Below are 21605 nucleotides of genomic sequence, written 5' to 3'. Positions count from 1 at the left end.
AATATGTTTTATTTTTTACTCGGTATTTACTTTTTTTACGTTGCCGTAAAGGCGATTTTGGCGATTTTGCAGATAAATTTTATTCGCGCGGAGGCTAAAAAGCCGGCTGTCGTGCTAGAGCAGGGGGAGTATGAAACCGCCGCCGCTGCAGCGATAACTAATCAAAAATTTGAGATAGCTAGCCTACTTTATCACGCCGCGATATTTATGATGTGGGCGTGCTGGGGGCTTGGCGCGATATCGGGGCATGCCTATAAAACGGGAGATATAGGCGATAACGTCTTTATGGTCATGGTATTTTTGCTCGTTTCGTCGCTGCTAGAACTACCGCTAAATATCTACGAAACCTTCGTCAAGGATAAAAAGCTCGGCTTTTCAAACGTAACGCCTAAAATTTTCGCGCTTGACCTGCTTAAAACGCTAGCTCTAACGCTGGTGTTTGGCACGCTATTTGTGTGGCTGGTGCTGCTTTGCATTAGATTTTTGGGTGATTTTTGGTGGTTTTGGGCGTTTTTGCTTAGCTTTGCCGTCGCGCTTGTTATAAATCTCATCTACCCGACGCTCATCGCGCCAATTTTTAACAAAATGCAGCCGCTAGAAGAGGGCGAGCTAAAAAGCCGTATTGAAGGGCTTTTGGCGCAGTGCGGGTTTAAAAGTAGCGGCGTTTTTACGATAGACGCTAGCAAGCGCGACAACCGCCTAAACGCCTATTTCGGCGGCCTTGGCACGACTAAACGCGTGGTGCTTTTCGACACGCTCGTTAAAAAGCTAAGCTTAGATGAAATAATCGCTGTTTTGGGGCATGAGCTGGGGCACTTTAAGCATAAAGATATCCTAAAAATGATCGCTCTAAGCGCGGTTATGCTTTTTGCGATGTTTTTTATATTTGGCAACATCCCTGACGCGGCGTATCAAGCGCTTGGGCTTCATAGCGGAGGCGGCGGAATGATCGTGTTTTTGCTGCTTTTTTCGCCGATTTTCGGGTTTTTATTTTCGCCGGTGAGCTCGTATTTTAGCCGCGCGAACGAATTTGGCGCCGATAGATTCGCTGGCGAGGTCTCAAACAAAGCCGACATGATAAGCGCGCTAAAAAAGCTAGGCAGCGAAAACAAGGCCTTCCCGAAGGTTCATCAGCTCTATGCGTTCGTCTATCACTCGCATCCAAGCCTTTTTGAGCGTATAAACGAGCTGGAAAATGAAAATTGAAGAGGCTCTTAAAGAGGCTAGTTTAAGGCTAAGCTCACTTTGTCAAAATCCAAGCAGAGTTGCTAAAATTTTGCTTATGAACTATCTTGATGTAAGCATTGAATGGATATTTTTAAATCAAAAAGAAGAATTTGATGACAGCGGCTATTTTGCTCTAGTTAAAAGATGTGAAAACTACGAGCCTCTTGAATATATAACTGGTAAAGCTAGCTTTTATGGGCTTGATTTTTATGTGGAAAGCGGAGTGCTGATCCCAAGACCTGAAACAGAAATTTTAGTGGATAAAGTAATAGAAATTTCACGCGAATACAATGAACCAAAGATCGCAGAAATAGGTACAGGAAGCGGCATTGTTAGTATCATGCTAGCTCTAAAAACAAAGGCAAATATCGTAGCGACAGACATCAACGAAAAAGCTTTGATGCTTGCTAAAAAAAATGCAGATAAATTTGATGTAGGTGGGAGGATCAAATTTTTAAACTGCTCTTATGTGGATGAAATTTTAGAAGATATTGATATTTTGGTTTCAAATCCACCATATATTGCAAGAAGCTATAAACTTAGTAAATTTGTACTAAATGAGCCAGAAAGTGCGCTCTTTGGAGGTGAAGTAGGAGATGAAATCTTAAAAGACATTATTCTCATAGTCAAAGATCGCAATATCAAAAACGTTGCTTGTGAGATGGGGTACGATCAAAAAGCAAGTATGCAAAATTTTTTAGAGGCCAATGGTTTTGAGTATAGTTTTTACAAAGATTTGGCTGGCTTTGATAGAGGCTTTTGCGCGAAGTTAAAAATATAAAGGAGAGAATTTGAGAGGAGTTTATTTTTTGCTTTTGGCAGTACTTATAGGAGCTGAGCTAACGCTTGGTATTTTGGTGGCGCCAGTCATATTTTTCCCGCAAAACATCATAGGAGATGGCGTACTTACGCATTTTATGAGCGGTCAAATGATGACAAAGATATTTTTGAAATTTAATTATATTTTGCTTTTTATAAGCATAGTTATAATGATTAGCGAGCTATTTGATCTTAGAAAAAAGCTTATTTTTTCACTAAAATTTAGCATGTTAATGCTTGCTTTTTTAAATTTGGCTTTAGCTTTGAGCTTTGTATTTTTCTTTACGCCTTTTATAGTTTACGCTCAAAATTTGGGTGTTGATGCGACACAGACGGCTGAATTTGCCAAAATACATAGTGCGAGTGAATATGTGATGAAAATCATGCTTGTTTTGCAAATTATTTTATTTTTTGTGAAATTTAAGATTAGCCAAAATGAACGCAAAGCCTGATATTCAAGTCTTAACAAATTTTCTAACCGAATACACGAGCGCGATGGTGAGTGCTGGCACCTACACCGCGCGCGTCGAAAAGTGCGTCGACCGCGTGGCTAGGCGCTATGGCTACGACGTTAGCGTGACGATTTTCGTGAAGTATTTTACGATTAGCGTCATGGACTCGGCCGACAACTCCCTGCGCCGAACTTACGTAAAAAAGATCCCGCTGGGGCAGGTGAGCTTTAACCGTATTTCCGAGCTTTCGTCGCTTAGCTGGCGGATTTTGGATGAAAATTTGAGCCTGGGCGAGGCCAAAGAACAGTTTGAAGGCGTCATGCGGATAGGTGCGAATAAATTTACAAGCTCGCTTATTTTGATCAGCCTTGCAAATGCGGCGTTTTGCAAGCTTTTCGGCGGCGATGCGGGCTCGGTGGCTTGCGTATTTTTCGCGACGCTCGTGGGATATAGCCTTAGATTTGCGTTTGCTAAAATGGGCGTAAATTTAAAAATCCAGTACGTTTTGACCTCGTTTGTAGTCTCGTTTATCGCCTATCTTGGCGTATTTTACGGCTTTACGCACACTAGCGACGTGGCGATCGGCTCGTCGATACTCTTTTTGATGCCGGGCGTTTTTCTCATAAACTCGGTCTTTGATATCCTAAACGACAACACGCTAGTAGGCATCAGCAGGGCCGTGAGCACGGGCATCCTGATACTTTGCATCGCGGTGGGCGTCTATATCACGCTCTCGCTTAGCAGCGCGGAGATTTTACATGTTTGAGCTTTTGACTGCGACTCTCATAGACGGTGCCTTTGCCGCGGTGGCGGGTCTTGGCTTTGCCTACGCTAGCTCGCCGCCTAAAAGAACTCTTGTATTTTGCGCGCTGCTTGCGGCATTTGCGCACGCCAGCCGCTTTTGGATCATGCAGATGGGATTTTTTAACATCAGCGTCGCCACTCTCATCGTCTCTTTTTTAAGCGGGATTTTAGGTATGCTCTTTGCCAAACGGCTCAAAGCGCCCGCCGAGATCATCGCATTTCCGGCGCTTTTGCCGATGGTGCCGGGAGTCTACGCGTACAAGGGCATTTTGGCGCTGTTTTCATTTCTAAACGAGACTGATATCGCTAAGAAAAACGAATACCTAATCATATTTTTCGATAACGCAATCACGACTACGACGGTCTCGCTAGCGCTTGGCGTTGGGGTTTCGGTGGTGCTTATTTTATTTTACGATCAGTCCTTGATGATTACTCGCGGCGCTAAGTGCGATCTGGCGACGAGAAAGACGCGCGGATAATTTTAACTTTTGCATAGAAATTTTGTATGGCTTTTTGATAGTTTTTATTATTTTTTACTAGATATTTTTTCAATTTTGCCGATGTAACTTAAAACCAAATTTCAAAAGGATTTATGATGTTAAGCGGTATCGGCGGATTTTCTAGCGTCGCTAAAAATTTTCAGCTAAATGAAAAACATAACATAAAGAGTCAAATCATATATAAAAATGAAATCTCGCAGCCGGATACGGTCGAGCATAAATTTAACGAAGTTTTAGGCTACAAAGTCGATACGGACGGATATTTTACGTCCGAATTTAACGAAGCCGCAGGTATCCCAAAGGACTACAAAATCCACTCAGATACCTTAAAATCGCTCGTGAACGTAAATGATAAAGCGATCGCATTTAATAAAATGTTTTCAAAAATCGACATAGCAAAAACAGTCGGCAATGCATATAAAATTTTATCCCAAGTAGTCGGCGAGGACGTTTTAAATTCCAAAGAAAGTTTTAACAAAGAAGACCTCGCCAAATTTCCTCAAGGATACGAGTACGAAAAATCAAGTCTAAAAGTAACTAAAGTAAATAAAAACATCTACGACTATACGTCGGCACGTAGCGCATTTGACGATAAGTCCGGGAAAACCAATATGGAAACGCTATTTTTTAATAGTTCATATCATGAGTTAACAACAACGCCGCAATATAAGCCGTCAACCAATATCTTTGATAACAATAACGGCGGCAAAGAGAGCGAAAATGTGAGCGTGTTTATAAATCCTCACGGCGAAAGATACACTAACCCTGACGGTAGCATAACCAAAGGAGGCTTGATAGCAGCCGTAATAAACTCAAATTTAGACGTACGAGAGGGCGAAACTACGGTTTGGGGCAAGATGCAAGGTTATGACAAAAGCATAAGTGGCAAAGAATACAGACAAAAGCTGGACGCCTTTATTGATTCACGCAATATCTATGGCATCAAAGGAAGCGAGCTTGACGGGCTTAGCAAGGATTACCGAGAATATGTACTAACGTTTCAAAAAATGCAAGAGTCGCTTTTGCCCGGTAGCACTGCCTTAAGCGGCAACTCTAACATAACTTCCGACGGCAAAGAATCAAAAAGCCTCTTTGAAATAATGCAAGAGGATATGAAAGAGGTGCAAAAACGTCTAGAAAAGCTAATAGAGCAAGAAAAGCGAACGCAAAAGATGCTGGGTAAAAACAGAAAATACGACAAAGAGCTAGAGCAAAATACTAGAAAAAATTTAGAAGAACTTGAGGCGATGATGAAATTTAACGCTAAGAGCGTGGATATAAAGGCTTGAAAGGATTAATATGATAGGCGGCGTAAACGGATTTAACGCAAATGCAAATTTCGATTTTAGCGGCGCTCGCAGGCAAAATTTAAAGACGCATGAGGAAAAAGAGGTAGCGAATTTAGCACCAAATTTAACGGCACGGATTGATTACGATACCGTAAATCCCGACGAACTAGACTATGGCCAACTCAAAATTTGGGCGGATAACGTTGATCCCGAGAAGCTAACCGGTAAAAAATTAAGTATGTGGTTGGGTGCGAAAATGGAGTTTGATAAGTTGGAGGACGGATGGCGTAAGGAGCTTGGCCTAAATCCGAACGAGCCGGTAGCCGTGAGGAGGATATTTTCTCTAAGCGGCTACACGAGAGACGATAAAATAAGCGTCTGGGGCAAGATAAACGGGCTTGACTCATCGGTAAGCAAAGAAAAAGCCGCCGAGCTAAAAAGTTTCGTAGATAGTACGCGAGCTCTGATAGCGCAGGCGGGCGATCCGTCCGATATATTTAGGCGGGACGTCTTTAGCGTGGATAAATTTATGAAGAGATTTGATGTGGATTTGGGCGGGTTTGGCTTAGGGCTCATGCGTAGCGGTAGCGGTGTGGCAATGGACGCCGAGGCCTCAAAGCTGCTGGATTCAGATATGAGCGAGGAGGAATTTAAAGATAAATGGCTCGAGTACGCGGCAAATAAAATCCTAGGCGAATACGCAAACGTCAAAATTTTGCTCAAGGACGGCGCGCTAAATTTCGACCAAACGCCCGCAAAAGAGCGTATTACGCTTCTTGGGCAAGATCTCGAAACTCGCGTGAGCTACGCGGACGAAGCGAGCAAAAAAGAGTTTTTTAAATTTCTAAAAGGCCTATTTAAAAACGGCGAAAGCATCGGAGACGCGCTTCAAAAAATCGCGCTAAAAAAAGGCGATTTTGACGAAACGGTCAAAGAAGAAGCGCAAGCAGACGCCGCAAAAGAAAAGAAATTTAAACCGATCAAAGCGACGAGTAAAAGCCAAACCTATGTTTATAAGGATATAAAGCGCGAGTTTTTCGAGAAATTTATCAAAGCCGAACAAGAAAAAGGAACGGATATAATGGAGCTTTTAAGAAAATTTAGTAAAATTGGGCTTAATGTAAAAGTCTAAGGAAATACCGTGAAAATACGAATCTACTACGAAGATACCGATGCTGGTGGCATAGTCTATCATACAAACTACATTAAATTTTGCGAGCGAGCTAGAAGTGAAGCATTTTTTCAGGCTGGATTAAATTTTACAAAAGAGGGCGGATACTTTGTAGTTTCGTCGCTTGAGGCTAAATTTATAGCTTCTGCTGTGCTTGGCGATGAAGTATTTGTTAGAACCAAAATTTTAGAGCTTAAAAAAGCTAGTCTTGTTTTGGAGCAAGGAATTTATAAATTTGATGACAAAAATACCGAAAAGCTACTTTTTAGAGCGACGATTACGTTAGCCTTTATGAAAGAAGAGAAGCTTGCTAAGATAAATGATGAGATAAAGAAATTTTTGGAGAATTCTAAATTTTAGATCGTGGCTAAGTTTAGAAATTTAGCTTTAGCCACTTTGTGCTTTTACATTGAGCTATTTTGATCGAGCAAAATTTCTTGATTTGCTTCGTTAAAGTGGTCGCCTTTTGCGTTATAAATTTTAACTCCATATAAAACTTGTGAGTTTTCAACTCTTTCGGTAAAAATTCTATCAGCACTTTTATCTATAAAATTTGTATATATATACTCGGCACCAAAAGCGCTTGAATAGCCGATTTGTGAATATCTAAAATCTACATCAAAAAGATCACCAAGCCCCAAAAATAAGTCGTTAATAGGATTTAGTGAGTTTGCAATGAAAAGATTTTGTCTATCTCTTTGTGCGATGGCATTAAAGATATTTGGTAAAAAATTTATCTGTGTACTTAAAAGTGCGTATGGTTTTATCTCAAAGCCCCTCATCTGCGTTGCTACAAGAGAAGCTTTGACGATTGGGATGTTTAAAAATATACTTGCATTATCAAATTTGGATTTTTTGCTTAAAGTATCGTTTAAATTTATATCTTTGCCTACGATAGAGGCTTCATGATAATCGTTACTTTGCATGCGGACATATTCATTTAGCTTTTGTCCCAATGAACTACCATCATCAAATGCAACTATCTTTTCATTCGAGTAAGCTAGCAAAGCTGAAATTTGGTCTTTATAATCAATGCCGCCAAAGATCAAATTTGGCTTTGGATTTATGATAAAAGAGCTATGAACGCTTGGAATGTAGATAAGCTCATTTGATAGAACTAGCGAATTTATAATGTTTGCACCATTTGATGTAAGGGCTGCGATAAAATAATTAAAACCTTGGACTCTAGCCGTTTGCATAGCATTTGTAAGACTTTGTGGGCTTTCATCGTTGCTATTTATAAATTTGATCTCAATATCTGCGTCTTGCTTTAAGACATAGCTTAAGACCGCATTTGATACAACATTTGCATAAGATTTTATAATCTTTTGTGGAATGATTACAGCGATTTTGCCGCTTTTATTAACTTTTAAAATAGCTTCACCACCAAGAGAGATATAAAGCTCTAAAAGAGCGTTATCGTCTATTTTTGTTGGCTCAAATCTCGCCATAAAACTAGCCAGTAAATCAGCCTTGATAAGCTCATTTAAGCAGGCATTATCACAGAATTCTGGTTCTAAATTTATATAAGTAATCTTTGCTGGAGGTATGCTTGATAGACTTTGGTTTTTTGTAACATTACTCTCAAAATTTATCTCATCTTGCGATGCAAAAATAGTCGAAAAAATGGCTAAAAAAAGTAAAATTTTTCTCATATCAGTCCTTTGATCTTTCTTAAATCATCTATAAAAATATTTTCAAAACTAGGATTTTTGCTGATCCACTCTGGCGAAAACGTTGGTAAAATAAGGCTATTTTCATTTTTTAAAATACTACCTCTTATGCTTGCAAATCCGCCTTTTAATAATAAATTCGGATATAAATGCATAAAAGCTTTTTCCCCTAAAGTCACGATTATCTTTGGCTTTATCAGTCTAATCTCTTCAAACAAATAAGGACGACAAAGTTCAATAGAACGGCTTAAAATCGGACTTTTATCATCATTTTGTGAAATTTCACACCGAAGTAGAGAACTTATATAAATTTCTTTTATATCTAAATTTAAACTATTTTTTATGGCATTTTCTAAAAATTTTTTACTGTTATTTTCATAAGAGCCACTTTTTTTAGAAAATAATATAAACATGATTTTGCTATTTTCATTGCCGATACCGGCTGTTACGCCTTTTGAGCTGTTTCGCAAAGAACAAAGAGAACATTTTTTTACTTCGCGGTTTAGCTCATCAATATTGTTGTAATCATGATAATTGCTTAGACTAAGAAAATTTTTATCAATAAACTTATAGCCAATTAGTTTTAAGAAAAATAATTTTTTTAAAAGCCTATTGTCTTTATTAAAATTCATTTTTGGATTATAACTTGATTTGCTTAAAGTTTGAGTTGTGGCTTTTTAAGCTAAGTTATTCAAAGGAATTTAAGTATTGCTTTGATAAAATCCCAATTTTTATATTAACTTTAAGGATAGAAATGAAAAGGACTTATCAACCTCATAAAACCCCTAAAAAACGCACTCACGGCTTTCGCTTAAGAATGAAAACTAAAAATGGACGAAAGGTAATAAACGCTAGACGTGCCAAAGGTAGAAAAAGATTGGCTGCTTAGCTGGTTTTGAGTCGTTAAGCGGCTCAAAAGAATTCTCTCAAGTTTATAAAGAGGCTAGCAAGTGGCATTGTGATGCTTGCATTATTTTTTATAAACCAACAAATGAAAAAAAAATAGCAGTAGTTGCTAGTAAAAAAGTAGGAAAAGCGGTAGTTAGAAATAGAGCTAAAAGACTTTTGAGAGCCGCTTTTTTTAACATTTCTAGTGAATTAAAAGATGGCACATATATTATGATCGCAAAAAATGGAATTACAGAAATTTCATTTGAAAAAATTTGTAAAAATTTAAGTTGGTCTACAAAAAAAATGGGATGTTTAAAATGAAAAAAATTGCGATTAAAGCTATCGCTTTTTATCAAAAATATATTTCCATACTTCTACCAAAAAGCTGTCGCTATTACCCGACTTGTTCACAATACGCGATTTGGGAATTTCAAACAAATAGTTTTTTTTCTGCTTTTTTTGCAACCTTCATGCGAATTTTAAAATGTAATCAGCTTTTTAAAGGCGGTATCAACTACCCAATCATCTACAAAAAATTTAACCTATGTTTTATATCTCAAAAAAGTGATACCAGAAATGTAAATTTTTGGTTTGTCCCTTGTCAGAATAGTAAATTTTATGTCGTAAAAGTATTAGATAAATTAAAGGAAAAAAATTAAAATGGAACAGATGTCTATGCAAAAAAGGTTGCTTCTTGCAGCGCTTTTATCTATTGTGTTTTTTATAGTGTATGATTTTTTTATGCCAAAAAGAGTGATACCTGAGCAAAACCAAACTACAATGTCTCAAACAATAGATCAAAATAAAGCTCCAAATATAAATCAAAATACACCAAAATCAAATGGAAATTTGGTCTCAAATGAGATAATCGCTACTATCAAAGGTCAAAGCTACGAAGCAAAAATAGATAAGCTAGGAAGAATTTCAAAATTCTATCTAACTGAAGATAAGTATAAAACAGAAGATGGTAACAAAATCGAGCTTGTTTCACAAAATCCATTGCCACTTGAGCTTAGATTTAACGATAGTACTTTAAATACTGATGCTTTTAAGGTTGCATATAGCAGTGATGCTAGTGAGATAGATGCCAGTAGCGAGCCTAAAACTATAAAACTTACTCAAAATTTGGATGGAGTTACAGTCACAAAAAATATCAAATTTTACCCAAATGGTAGATATGAAGTTGAAGTAAATTTAAGTAAAAATGTTGATTATTTCATCACTCCTGGTTTTAGACCAAATATCGCGATAGATAGCTACACAGTTCATGGCGTGATGCTTAGAAACACAGACGATAGCCTAAACATCATAGAAGATGGTGACGCCAAAGAGGTTAAAAACTATGCAAATACCACAATAGCGGCCGCATCTGATAGATACTATACGACGCTATTTTACTCATTTGAAAAACCATTTGAAGTAGCCGTAGATAAAGATTCTAACAACAATCCTATTCTTTTTGTAAAGGCAAATGATAATTTAAAATTAGGCGCATATATCGGACCAAAAGAGCATAAAATTTTAAGCTCAATGGACGAGAGATTAAACGACGTTATTGAGTATGGTTGGTTTACATTTATAGCAAAACCGATGTTTGCATTTTTGAATTTCCTACATAACTACATTGGCAACTGGGGTTGGGCAATAGTTGTGCTAACACTTGTTATAAGGATAGTTTTATTCCCACTTACATATAAGGGTATGTTATCCATGAACAAGCTTAAAGAGCTTGCTCCAAAGGTAAAAGAGCTTCAGACAAAATATAAAGATGATAAGCAAAAAATGCAAGTTCATATGATTGAACTTTATAAAAAGCATGGCGCAAATCCAATGGGTGGATGCTTGCCGATCTTGCTTCAAATACCAGTATTTTTTGCGATCTACCGCGTTTTACTAAATGCGATCGAGCTAAAAGGTGCTCCTTGGATACTTTGGATACATGATCTTTCAGTAATGGATCCATATTTTGTATTACCTATTTTGATGGGTCTAACGATGTTTTTACAGCAAAAGCTTACACCAACGACATTTGCTGATCCTATGCAAGAAAAGGTGATGAAATTTTTACCTCTTATATTTACATTTTTTTTTGTGACATTCCCAGCTGGTCTTACACTTTACTGGTTTGTAAATAACGTTTGCTCGGTTGTTCAACAAGTATTTGTAAACAAACTTTTTGAAAAACATAAAAAAGCTACGGAGGTAAAGGCTTAATGAAAATAGAAGCAAATACCCTTCAAGAGGCATTTCAAAAGGCAGCCGAGCAGCTTAACTGCTCAGTAACTCAGCTTGATATAAAAGTTTTACAGCATCCAAGCAGTGGTTTTTTTGGATTTTTTAAAAGAAGTGCGATCATTGAAGCAAATTTAGAAAATCAGCCAAAACCACAACACAAGCCAAAAAATGATAAAAATTTTGTTAAAAAAAATGATGAGAACGAGGCTATAAAAGAAGATAAAAAGCAAGCTAAAAAACACGATCATAGTGATAAAAAGCGAGGCCCTAAAAAACATAGAGATGAAAAAAGCGAAACTAAATTTGAGCAAAAAGAACATAAAAATGAAAAGTCAAATTTAAGTGAAAAAAATGAAGCTCTAGCTAAAGATGCGTTTGCTCAAAAGGGTGAAGAAGCTGAACCAGGATATGTGATAAAGAGACTTGACGAGCCAAAAGAAATAAAGGAGCCACAAGCTAGCAAAAATGCTCCTAAAAATATTTTAGATAATTCTATTATTGAAAATTTTAACCAAACTGATGAAGATAGTGCGGCTCAAGCTTTACAAAAAGAAAAAAAAGAAAAAGCAACAATCGACTTTGATAAAATTTTACCTGAGATCAAAGAGGGCATGAATAGTCTTTTTAAGGCAAGTTGTTTTGATATTAGTAAAATTGAAGTTAGCAAATTTGACGATGAAACGGTGCTTATAGAGCTTGATGGAGCTGATGCGGCTCTACTTATAGGTAAAGAAGGTTATAGGTATAAAGCGATATCTTACATGCTTTATAACTGGCTAAACTCAAAATACAACCTTGCTATCCGCCTTGAAATCGCGCAATTTTTGCAAAATCAAGAAGCGATGATGGATCAATATCTAAATGGCGTGATCGAGCGTGTGCAAAATAGTGGCAGAGCTCAAACAAAGCCACTTGACGGGGTTTTGGTCAAGATCGCGCTTGAAAAGCTTCGCGAAAAATTTCCAGATAAATATGTCGGCATAAAAAGTGGCAATGACGGCAAATTTGTCGTTGTAAATGACTTTTTCAAAAAATGAGTGAAACTATCGCAGCCCTTGCCACAGCTTATGGCATCGGCTCAGTTTCTATCGTAAGGCTTAGTGGTAAGGACGCTCTGGCCACCTCTTTAAAACTTCTTAAACTTTCAAATTTAGAGCCAAGATACGCAAAACTAGCCAAAATTTACTCCCTTGATGATGAAATTTTAGACGAGGGCATCGTTATATATTTTAAAGCTCCATCAAGCTTCACAGGCGAGGATATCGTCGAGTTTCAAACTCATGGCGGCGTGATGGTGAGCGAGAGAATTTTAAATGAACTAATAAAGGCTGGTGCTAGGCTTGCTATGCCAGGCGAGTTTAGCAAGCGAGCATTTTTAAATGGCAAGATGGATCTAGCCAAGGCTGAGGCTATGCAAGGGCTCATCACTTCAAAAAGCGAGATCGCTGCTAAAATTTTGACCCGCCAGATGCAAGGCGATCTTAGTAAATTTGTAGGCGAGATCAGGGGCGAAGCGGTCAAAACTCTTGCTTTTGTTGAGACGATGATTGACTATGCTGATGATGATCTGCCAGCAAATTTACTAGAGCAGACTAAGCAGATGCTTTTAAAAAATAGCAAGAAGCTAGAGCGCATAGCAACTCTTAGCGAGCAAAGAAGAGGACTGATAGATGGCTTTAAGATCGCTATCGTTGGTAAGCCAAATGTTGGCAAAAGCTCTATCTTAAACTCATTTTTGGCATACGAGAGGGCGATCGTTAGCGACGAGGCGGGCACTACTAGAGACAGGATAGAAGAAAATTTCAAGATCGGCTCACATCTAGTTCGTATAATAGATACCGCTGGCATCAGAAAAGATGCTGGGAAGATCGAGCAAATCGGTATAAACTATTCTATTTCTGCTATAAACGAGGCTGATATTATCCTGGCTATTTTTGATGGCTCAAATCCAAGCGATGAGCAAGACAAAGAGATAATAAAGCTCGTTTCTAACTCAAACAAAAAAGCCTTTTTTATCCTAAACAAAAGCGATCTTGCATTTAAATTTGACATAGAGCTAGAGGGTGCTATCAAAATTTCAGCAAAAACTGATACGAGCGTAGTTTTAAAAGAGCTTGAGGAATATCTCAAGACGCAAGATACTGATGAGATCATGCTAAGCTCAAACCGCCAAATTTTAAGCTGTAAAGAGGCGAGTGAGGCTTTAAAAAGAGCGTTTTTGAGGCTCAGCGAAGATGAACTAGAAATTTTTGCTTATGAGCTAAATAGTGCGATAAAGGCGCTTGCAAGCATCACAAAGCCATTTGAGAGAAGTGAAATTTTAGACGAGATGTTTAGCCATTTTTGTTTAGGAAAATGATAGTTTTTTTGGTTAAAATTTTCATTTTTTAAGGAGATACGATGAAAATTTTACTTATAAATGGCGGTAAAAAATTTGCCCACTCAGATGGCAGATTAAATCAAACACTTCACGACCTTGCATGTGAGAAGCTCGTAAAAATGTGTCACGAGATAAAGCAAACCGTGATATATCAAGGCTATGATATCGAGGCTGAAGTTGAGAAATTTCTATGGATGGACGCAGTAGTTTGGCAGATGCCAGCTTGGTGGATGGGTGAGCCTTGGATAGTTAAAAAATATATCGACGAGGTCTTTACCGCAGGCCACGGCAAGCTTTATACGAGTGATGGCAGGCACAGGGTCGATCCAACTAAAAACTACGGCAAGGGCGGCTTGCTAAATGAAAAGAAATTTATGCTAAGCCTTACTTGGAATGCTCCAGCTGAGGCATTTAGCGATCCAAACGAGTTTTTTGAAGCGCGCGGGATCGATGGGGTTTATTTTCATTTTAGAAAGGTAAATGAGTTTTTGGGCATGAAGCCACTTCCATATTTTATGTGCAATGATGTGATCAAGATGCCAGATGTACCAAGATACATAAAAGAGTATGAAGCGCATCTTGAAAAAGTTTTTAAAAATACGAAATAGAAATTTAAACCAGAAATAAAACTGCAAATATAAATAAAAGTGGCAACAAAATAGCTACGAGCTAGGTTTGAAAATTTTGCCACTTTTTATTGCTATGCTAGTTAAAATAAAACACTGGCATAAATTTTTAAAAATGCTACTACAAAAAAGGCCTTATCAAAGTAGGCAAAATTCTCTCAATAATGCTTTATTCTGCTAAATTTCAAAAGGCTTTTTAGTAACTTTTTATAAGCAAGATTGTAAAATGGCCTAAAATTCTTAAAAGGTTACATCAATGGATAAAGCTACCATACAAGCACATAAAATCAGCGACGAAGAGTATGAAGAGATCTTAAAAATTTTAGGACGCGAGCCAAATTTACTAGAGCTTGGCATATTTTCGGCGATGTGGAGCGAGCACTGCAGCTATAAATCAAGCAAAAAATACCTAAACGGCTTTCCGACAAAGGCCCCTTGGGTCATCCAAGGACCTGGCGAAAATGCCGGTGTCATCGACGTTGGAGACGGGGTTGCGGCTGTGTTTAAGATGGAGAGTCACAACCATCCAAGCTTTATCGAGCCGTTTCAAGGTGCTGCCACTGGAGTTGGTGGAATTTTAAGAGACGTCTTTACGATGGGCGCAAGAGTTGTTGCGAACATGAACTCGCTTCGTTTTGGCGAGATAAGAGGCGAGGGTGAACTAGCCAAAAAGCATAGATATTTGCTAAAAGGAAGTGTCGCTGGCATAGGGCATTACGGCAACTGCATGGGCATCCCAACGATCGGCGGCGAGACTACATTTGATCCTAGCTTTAATGGCAATATCCTAATCAACGCCTTCGCGCTTGGACTTTGCAAAAGTGATGAAATTTTCTATGGCAAGGCTGAAGGTGTGGGCAACCCAGTTATTTACGTGGGCTCAAAGACCGGTAGGGACGGACTTGGCGGCGCTGTTATGGCGAGCGATAGCTTTAATGACGAAAATAAATCACTTCGCCCAACGGTACAAGTGGGCGACCCATTTGCCGAGAAACTGCTCATGGAGGCGTGCTTAGAGCTCTTTAAAAAAGACTACATCATCGGCATTCAAGATATGGGCGCAGCAGGACTTACAAGCTCTAGCTTTGAGATGGCTGGCAGAAGTGGCAGCGGTATGAAGATGTATCTAGAGCGCGTGCCGATGCGCGAAGTTGGCATGACGCCTTATGAGCTAATGCTAAGCGAGTCCCAAGAGCGTATGCTAATATGCGCTAAAAAAGGCTATGAGCAAAAGGTGCTTGAAATTTTTAGAAAATGGGACCTTGACGCTGAGATCATTGGCGAGGTCACAAGTAGCGGCGTGATGCAGCTTTACTGGCATAATGAGCTTGCAGGTGAAATTCCTATCGGACCACTTAGCGAGGCAGCTCCGGTGCTTGACCGCCCAGTTGCACGTCCAAAATATCTTGATGAGATAGCAAATTTAGAAATTCCAAATAATGTTGATAACAAAACCGCATTTTTCAAGCTTTTAAAAGAGCCAGAAGTGCTAAATAAAAGCTTTATCTACGACCAATACGACGCAAATATCCAAACAAACACAATAAAACAGCCTGGCCACTTGGGTGCTGCAAGTATTAGAGTAAAAGGCACTAAAAAGGCCGTCTCTATGGCTGCACAGTGCGATCCTAGAGCAAATTTCGTTGATCCTAAAATTGGCGCTGCAAGAGCCGTCGCGGCAGCTGGTAGAAAGGTAGCGATGAGTGGCGCTGTGCCACTTGCGATCACCGACTGCCTAAACTACGGCAATCCACAAAATCCAGAGGTAATGTGGCAGTTTAAAGAGGGATGTGAAGGCATAAAAGAGGCTTGCCATGAGCTAAATACACCAGTCGTTAGCGGCAACGTGAGCCTTTATAACGATACTGATGGCGTGAGCGTCTATCCGACACCAGCCATTGTTACAGTTGGCGTAAATGAAGATGCAAACTTAAATCTAAAAAGCACTTTTTTAAGCGAAGGCAGAGCGATTTACCTACTTGGTAAGACAAGTGGAGAATTTGCTGCATCGCTTTACGCAAAGGCGCTATTTAACGTGGTTGGCGGAAAGCTAAAAGAGGTTGATTATAAAGCTGAGCGAGCTCTTTGGGACCTAGTGATCGAAGCAAATAAAGAGCAAATTTTAGAGTTTGCAAATAGCGTAGGAGTAGGCGGCCTTGCTATTACGCTAGCAAAAATGGCTAGCATCTCAAACATCGGCGTAAATTGCGAAGTGAAATTTAAAGAGCCAAATTTCATCTTTGATGAGAGCTTTTCAAGAGCAGTTGTGGGAGTAAAAGACGAGGCTAAATTTGAAGCGCTTGCAGCTAAATTTGGTGTGAAATTTGAAAAGATCGGCGTTAGTGGTGGCAAGAGATTTAAACTAAATGATATCGATGAGAGCGTGGATGAGATAAGAGAAATTTATCTAAATGAGTTTGCAAAAATCGTTAGAAAAGAGGATTAAGAAATGGCTTTAAAAAAGAGCAAGGTTGCTGAGGCTGAAAATGAGCAAAAGGAAGCAGAACAAGTTGAAAAACGAGGCGTAGCAAAGCCGCCAGTACTTTTTAGTAAGACGCAAAATTTAATAAAATCGATCGAAAAAAGACTAAACGCCACCTTGATAACTTACTATAATTCAAATGCTGGTAGCGTTTGCGGCAACGATGCGAGTGCTATGTATGAAATTTTAAAGGGCAAAAAGATAGATACTGCTTATCTTTTTATAAAAAGTGACGGCGGAAGCGGTATTGCCGCTCTTAGGATCATAACCACACTTAGAAATTACTGCAAAAATTTAATAGCCCTAATACCTGCAAACTGCGCCTCAGCTGCTACCATGATGGCACTTGGCGCAAATGAGATCGTCATGGGACCACTTGCCTATCTAACGCCTGTTGATACTTCACTAAAACACGAGCTTAGCCCGACAAACAAAGGCAATGAGCTTGTGAGCGTTTCGATGGACGAACTTAGTCGTGTGGTCAAACTTTGGAAAGAGCAAGATAAAGACAGACCAAACGACACAAACCCTTATAACTCACTTTATGAGTATATCCATCCGCTAGTCTTTGGTGCGGTTGATCGTGCTAGCTCACTATCGCTTAAGATTTGCACCGAGCTTCTTAGGTATCACATCGATGATGATAAAAAGATCGCAGAAATTTCTGAAAGGCTAAATGGCGACTACCCAGCTCATGAATATCCGATCCTATTTAGAGAGGCACACGAGATCGGCCTTCATGTAAAAAAGATGGATGATGATCTAAATGAAATGCTTCAAGAGTTAACGCTACTTTACTCTGAGATGGGTCAGCGAGCTTTTACCGACTACGATGAAAATAGCTACCACGATAACAATATCGCAAACATCATTGAAACAAATGGCAAGCAAATTTATTATCAAATAGACAAGGACTGGTTCTACCGCCCTGAAGAGCGCCGCTGGAATGTGATGAATGACGAGAGCTCTTGGCGTAAAAACGAACTAGTAAATGGCAAAATAAAAAATACTATCTATCACTTGTGGTAATATGTCTGGAGTCCTGTTTTTACTGATATTAGGCGGTGCGATATTTCTCTTTATGAATGTCCAAATAGGTAGTAACCGCAAGAAACAAGCAGATGTAGATGAGGCTAAATTTCTAGTCTCACTGCTTGCAAAAGTAGCTAAAAGTGACGGCAGAGTTAGCGAGCTAGAGGCTAGGCTGATCACTCAAGTGCTAGATGATCTAAGCCAGAAAGTTAGCGGCGTTAGCGGTGTGCGTGAGTATCTAAAAGAGGTTTATAAGAGCCAAAAAGAAAATGTAGATAACGCCTACGAAACCGCTAGAAACTACAAGAGTGCTTTTAATCTAAACTACGATATATGTGTCGCCAGACTCACATTTTTTCTAAATTTGGCTTATATTGATGGTGAGTTTAATGCAAGCGAGCAAGCTGTCATTAGAAATATCGCTTATGGATTTGGCATTGATAAAGAAACACTTGATGAGATCATCTTTAAATTTGATAGCTTTTATGGCTCAAAATTTGAGGCAAATCCCGATGAAATGGTCCAAGAAAAAGATGCATTTGAGGTTTTAGGGCTTAACAAAAATGCAAATCTTGAAGAGGTAAAAGCTCGCTATAAAGAGCTTGTAAGGCAGTATCATCCCGACATTTTAATGGGTAGGGGCGAGAGTAAAGAGGTGATAGAGCGCTCAACCAAAAAGCTTCAAGAGATAAATGAGGCTTATGGGCGTTTGAAAGAGAAATTTGGAGCTTAGATGAAGAAATTTGCTATTTTGCTTTTGGCGGCGGTTGCCTTTTGCAAAGAGCTAAGTGTGACCGATCTTAATCGCAATGAGTTCAAATTTGAACTAAAAGATAGCACACTTTTTGAAAATGGTAAAAAAATAGGCGACTACAACAAAACAAGTAGTGTTAGTATTATTCTAGCCAGCTATAGTGGCATGGAGAGTAGTTTTAAGGCTGTAAAGACTAAAAATTTAAATGAATTTAAAGAGTATATATTTTCAGATGAAGGCGGCATAAAGGTCGTCAAATTTAGCTCAAAAAGACCTATATGTGAGGCCTTTGACAAAAAAGAGGCTGTAAATTTAAACGTGTTAAATTCTAGCTACTTTAATGGCAGACAAATTTCAAGATATGCTTTTAGTGTTGATATCGTTGATGGCAAGCTAGAAAATTTAAATAAGAATAGTCATTTTGCCATAAAATCAAGCGATGAAAATTTAAAAAAACTTGAAAGCATAACGGAACAAAATATTAAAAAAGATACAGCTATGGGGCTACTTGTGCTTGAAAAAGCGATGTGTTTGTCAGAGAAATAAAATAAATTTAATCAATCTAAAGGAGAAAAAATGAGAGCGTTGCTTAGCGTTAGCGATAAAGAGGGCATTGTAGAGTTTGCAAAGGGGCTAGAAGAGCTTGGCTGGCAGATACTTTCAACCGGTGGAACCTACAAACTTTTAAAGAGCGAGGGTGTCAAAGCAACTGAGGTTAGTGAATTTACAGCTTCACCGGAGATGTTTGAAGGCAGGGTAAAGACGCTTCATCCAAAGATACATGGTGGCATTTTGTACAAACGTGACGACTCTACGCACGTGGCTCAGGCAAAAGAGCATGGCATCGAGGGCATAGACTTGGTTTGCGTAAATTTATATCCATTTAAAGAGACTACAATTAGGACTGATGACTTTGCTGAGATCATCGAAAATATCGATATCGGTGGCCCAGCCATGGTAAGAAGTGCTGCTAAAAATTTTAAAGACGTACTTATAGTTACAAGCGTGCTTGATTATGATGAAATTTTAAAGCGCCTAAAAGAGAAAAGCGATGATTTTGAGTTTAGAAGATCGCTGATGATAAAGGCATTCGAGCATACAGCGGCCTATGATAGCATGATCGCAAACTATATGAATGATAGATTTAATGGCGGTTTTGGTGATGCTAGATTTATCGTTGGAAGCAAGGTTTTTGATACAAGATACGGAGAAAATCCACACCAAAAAGGCGCACTTTATGAGTTTGATTATTTCTTTACGAACAACTTTAGAGCCCTAAAAGGCGAGGCAAGTTTCAATAATATGACCGATATAAATGGCGCATTGATGCTTGCAACTAGCTTTGATGACGCGCCAGCTGTGGCTATCATCAAGCACGCTAATCCTTGCGGTTTTGCGGTAAAAGATAATTTGCTTGAGAGCTACGGAGCTGCACTAAAATGCGACCCGATCTCGGCATACGGCGGTGTGGTTGCAATAAATGGCACACTTGATGAGAAGCTAGCAAAAAAGATAAATGAAATTTACGTTGAAGTAATCATCGCTGCAAACGTAGATGATGCTGCGCTTAAAGTATTTGAGAGTAAAAAACGCATCAAAATTTTCACTCAAGACAATAAATTTTTAGTTCGCTCAAATGATAAATTTGACTTTAAGCACGTTGATGGTGGATTTGTATTTCAAGAAAGAGACTATGTAAAAGACGAAGAGCTTGAAAATATGAAGCAAATGAGCAAGAAATTTGCAACTGGTAGCGAGCTAAAAGATGCTCAGATCGCGTGGAAAGTGGCTGCGCTAACGAAGAGCAACTGTGTAGTTTATGTAAAAGACGGCGCAATGGTAGCTATTGGCATGGGTATGACAAGCCGCGTTGATGCTGCTCGTGCGGCCGTGGCAAAGGCAAAAGAGCTAAAGATCGATCTAAGTGGCTGCGTACTTGCAAGTGAGGCGTTCTTCCCATTTAGAGATAGCATTGACATCGCTAGTAAGGTCGGCGTAAAATGTGTCATCGAGCCAGGTGGCAGCATCAGAGATGATGAGGTGATAGAGGCTGCCAATGAGCATGGCATGTCGCTATACTTTACTGGCGTTAGACACTTTTTACACTAAAATTTAGGGGCGCTTGCCCCTTTCTTCACACTTTATAACTTTAATTTTCGTATAATCTTTCAAAAATGAAAGGAGATAGAATGAAAAAGATCTTAAAATTTATCTTAATGGCAGCAGTGTTTTTTGGTCTAAATTTGATGGCAAAAGATGAGCTTATAAAGGAGCAGACGATGGCAGGGCAAAATTTAAAAGAAATTTATCTAGCAGGTGGTTGCTTTTGGGGTATGCAGGGATATTTTAAAAAGATATTTGGCGTAGTGGATACAAAGGTAGGCTATGCAAATGGCAAGAGCGAAAATACTAGCTACCGCGAGCTTCATGAGAGTGATCATGCTGAGACACTTTATGTAAAATACGACGAAAATAGAGTCGCTTTGGCTGAAATTTTGGCTCATTTTTTTAGAGTAATCGACCCGACATCGCTAAATAAACAAGGCAATGACGTCGGTAGGCAGTATAGAAGCGGAATTTACTATGTTAGTGAAAGTGATCTACCAACGATAGAGAGCTTTATGAAAATAGAGCAAAAGAAATTTAAAGATAAGATCGTAGTTGAGGTGGCGCCACTTAAAAATTTCATATTAGGCGAGGAGTATCATCAAGACTATCTTGATAAAAATCCTTTTGGATATTGTCATATCGATCTAGGTTTAGCTGATAAACCACTTTACGATGAGGCGAAATTTAAGCCGCTTAGTAAAGATGAGCTAAAGAAAAAATTAAGTAGCGAGCAGTATGCTGTGACACAAGAAGCGGCGACTGAGAGGCCATTTAGCAGCGAGTATGATAAATTTGATCAAAAAGGCATTTATGTAGATATAATAAGCGGAAAGCCACTTTTTTCAAGTGCGGATAAATTTGATGCAGGATGTGGCTGGCCAAGCTTTACAAAGCCTATCACGACAACAGCTCTTTCGTATAAGGAGGACAACTCGTTTATGATGAAAAGGGTCGAAGTTAAGTCTCAAAATAGCGATGCGCACCTTGGACATGTTTTTGACGATGGCCCAAGCGATAAGGGTGGGCTAAGATATTGCATAAACGGCGCAAGCCTTAAATTTATACCACTTGAAGATATGGCTAGGCTTGGATACGAGGAATTTATACCTTACGTAAAATAGCTTTTGTTGAAGCAAATCAATAGTTTAAAAAGTTTAATCA

The 21605-nt window shown here is 38.8% G+C and carries 23 protein-coding genes; 21 read left to right on the top strand and 2 right to left on the bottom strand.

Annotated features, from left to right (window positions below; translation table 11 throughout):
- The first annotated feature begins 3 nt into the window (after window positions 1-3).
- The 8 genes from CVT13_RS01750 to CVT13_RS01715 all read left to right on the top strand — a co-directional run bounded on the left by CVT13_RS01750 (window position 4) and on the right by CVT13_RS01715 (window position 6622).
- The gene (locus CVT13_RS01750; protein ID WP_107811398.1) at window positions 4-1206 is read left to right on the top strand and encodes a M48 family metallopeptidase; all 1203 of its coding nucleotides are present in this window, start codon (window positions 4-6) and stop codon (window positions 1204-1206) included.
- Complete coding sequence (prmC, locus tag CVT13_RS01745; RefSeq protein ID WP_107811397.1) at window positions 1196-2008, top strand: peptide chain release factor N(5)-glutamine methyltransferase; 813 nt, start codon at window positions 1196-1198, stop codon at window positions 2006-2008. Before CVT13_RS01750 ends, prmC begins: the two co-directional genes overlap by 11 nt.
- Window positions 2009-2018: 10 nt before the next feature.
- Window positions 2019-2498, top strand: a complete 480-nt coding sequence (locus CVT13_RS01740) for a DUF4149 domain-containing protein (protein WP_107811396.1) — start codon at window positions 2019-2021, stop codon at window positions 2496-2498.
- Window positions 2482-3264 carry a threonine/serine exporter family protein gene (locus CVT13_RS01735; protein WP_107811395.1) on the top strand — a complete coding sequence of 261 codons (783 nt, stop codon included), beginning with the start codon at window positions 2482-2484 and terminating at the stop codon, window positions 3262-3264. Before CVT13_RS01740 ends, CVT13_RS01735 begins: the two co-directional genes overlap by 17 nt.
- Window positions 3257-3781, top strand: a complete 525-nt coding sequence (locus CVT13_RS01730) for a threonine/serine exporter family protein (protein WP_107811394.1) — start codon at window positions 3257-3259, stop codon at window positions 3779-3781. Before CVT13_RS01735 ends, CVT13_RS01730 begins: the two co-directional genes overlap by 8 nt.
- A 116-nt stretch (window positions 3782-3897) precedes the next feature.
- A complete protein-coding gene (locus tag CVT13_RS01725; protein ID WP_107811393.1) occupies window positions 3898-5091 on the top strand; it encodes a Cj0814 family flagellar-dependent secreted protein in 1194 nt (397 codons plus the stop codon).
- Window positions 5092-5101: 10 nt separating this feature from the next.
- Window positions 5102-6223: a hypothetical protein gene (locus CVT13_RS10165; protein WP_159071094.1), complete on the top strand. Its 1122-nt coding sequence runs from the start codon at window positions 5102-5104 to the stop codon at window positions 6221-6223.
- Window positions 6224-6232: 9 nt separating this feature from the next.
- On the top strand, window positions 6233-6622 hold the full coding sequence (locus CVT13_RS01715; RefSeq protein WP_107811392.1) for a YbgC/FadM family acyl-CoA thioesterase: 390 nt from the start codon (window positions 6233-6235) through the stop codon (window positions 6620-6622).
- Between the two features lie 44 nt (window positions 6623-6666).
- Here CVT13_RS01715 and CVT13_RS01710 read toward each other — a convergent pair whose 3' ends face one another.
- Both CVT13_RS01710 and CVT13_RS01705 read right to left on the bottom strand, forming a co-directional pair.
- Window positions 6667-7917, bottom strand: a complete 1251-nt coding sequence (locus CVT13_RS01710) for a hypothetical protein (RefSeq protein WP_107811391.1) — start codon at window positions 7915-7917, stop codon at window positions 6667-6669.
- A complete protein-coding gene (locus tag CVT13_RS01705) occupies window positions 7914-8567 on the bottom strand; it encodes a uracil-DNA glycosylase (RefSeq protein ID WP_107811390.1) in 654 nt (217 codons plus the stop codon). Before CVT13_RS01705 ends, CVT13_RS01710 begins: the two co-directional genes overlap by 4 nt.
- Window positions 8568-8689: 122 nt before the next feature.
- Between CVT13_RS01705 and rpmH the strand changes: the two genes are divergently transcribed.
- The 13 genes from rpmH (at window position 8690) to msrB (ending at window position 21565) form a co-directional block, all read left to right on the top strand.
- Window positions 8690-8824, top strand: coding sequence for a 50S ribosomal protein L34 (gene rpmH / locus CVT13_RS01700; RefSeq protein ID WP_002940373.1), 135 nt, complete (start codon window positions 8690-8692; stop codon window positions 8822-8824).
- Window positions 8812-9147 (top strand): ribonuclease P protein component, encoded by a 336-nt coding sequence (gene rnpA / locus CVT13_RS01695; protein WP_080658720.1) that lies wholly within the window; start codon window positions 8812-8814, stop codon window positions 9145-9147. Before rpmH ends, rnpA begins: the two co-directional genes overlap by 13 nt.
- A complete protein-coding gene (yidD, locus tag CVT13_RS01690; RefSeq protein WP_087576887.1) occupies window positions 9144-9485 on the top strand; it encodes a membrane protein insertion efficiency factor YidD in 342 nt (113 codons plus the stop codon). Before rnpA ends, yidD begins: the two co-directional genes overlap by 4 nt.
- Before the next feature lies 1 nt (window position 9486).
- Window positions 9487-11040: a membrane protein insertase YidC gene (yidC, locus tag CVT13_RS01685; RefSeq protein ID WP_107811389.1), complete on the top strand. Its 1554-nt coding sequence runs from the start codon at window positions 9487-9489 to the stop codon at window positions 11038-11040.
- Entirely contained in the window at window positions 11040-12098 is a 1059-nt protein-coding gene (locus CVT13_RS01680) for a Jag N-terminal domain-containing protein (protein WP_107811388.1), read from the top strand. Before yidC ends, CVT13_RS01680 begins: the two co-directional genes overlap by 1 nt.
- Window positions 12095-13420 carry a tRNA uridine-5-carboxymethylaminomethyl(34) synthesis GTPase MnmE gene (mnmE, locus tag CVT13_RS01675; RefSeq protein WP_107811387.1) on the top strand — a complete coding sequence of 442 codons (1326 nt, stop codon included), beginning with the start codon at window positions 12095-12097 and terminating at the stop codon, window positions 13418-13420. The genes CVT13_RS01680 and mnmE overlap by 4 nt, the downstream gene beginning before the upstream one ends.
- 41 nt (window positions 13421-13461) lie before the next feature.
- A complete protein-coding gene (locus CVT13_RS01670) occupies window positions 13462-14049 on the top strand; it encodes an NAD(P)H-dependent oxidoreductase (protein WP_107811386.1) in 588 nt (195 codons plus the stop codon).
- A gap of 274 nt (window positions 14050-14323) precedes the next feature.
- On the top strand, window positions 14324-16513 hold the full coding sequence (purL, locus tag CVT13_RS01665; protein WP_107811385.1) for a phosphoribosylformylglycinamidine synthase subunit PurL: 2190 nt from the start codon (window positions 14324-14326) through the stop codon (window positions 16511-16513).
- Between the two features lie 3 nt (window positions 16514-16516).
- On the top strand, window positions 16517-17578 hold the full coding sequence (locus tag CVT13_RS01660; protein ID WP_103618700.1) for an SDH family Clp fold serine proteinase: 1062 nt from the start codon (window positions 16517-16519) through the stop codon (window positions 17576-17578).
- Window position 17579: 1 nt separating this feature from the next.
- The gene (locus tag CVT13_RS01655; protein ID WP_107811384.1) at window positions 17580-18314 is read left to right on the top strand and encodes a TerB family tellurite resistance protein; all 735 of its coding nucleotides are present in this window, start codon (window positions 17580-17582) and stop codon (window positions 18312-18314) included.
- Window positions 18315-18881 carry a hypothetical protein gene (locus CVT13_RS01650; RefSeq protein WP_107811383.1) on the top strand — a complete coding sequence of 189 codons (567 nt, stop codon included), beginning with the start codon at window positions 18315-18317 and terminating at the stop codon, window positions 18879-18881.
- A gap of 30 nt (window positions 18882-18911) precedes the next feature.
- Window positions 18912-20444 (top strand): bifunctional phosphoribosylaminoimidazolecarboxamide formyltransferase/IMP cyclohydrolase, encoded by a 1533-nt coding sequence (purH, locus tag CVT13_RS01645; RefSeq protein ID WP_107811382.1) that lies wholly within the window; start codon window positions 18912-18914, stop codon window positions 20442-20444.
- Window positions 20445-20524: 80 nt separating this feature from the next.
- Complete coding sequence (gene msrB / locus CVT13_RS01640) at window positions 20525-21565, top strand: peptide-methionine (R)-S-oxide reductase MsrB (protein WP_107811381.1); 1041 nt, start codon at window positions 20525-20527, stop codon at window positions 21563-21565.
- The last annotated feature ends 40 nt before the right edge of the window (window positions 21566-21605 follow it).

The sequence above is a fragment of the Campylobacter concisus genome (genome assembly GCF_003049085.1).
Taxonomy (GTDB): Bacteria; Campylobacterota; Campylobacteria; order Campylobacterales; family Campylobacteraceae; genus Campylobacter_A; species Campylobacter_A concisus_H.
Note: the sequence above shows the minus strand (reverse complement) of the source record. Positions and strands in the feature narration are given on the sequence as shown.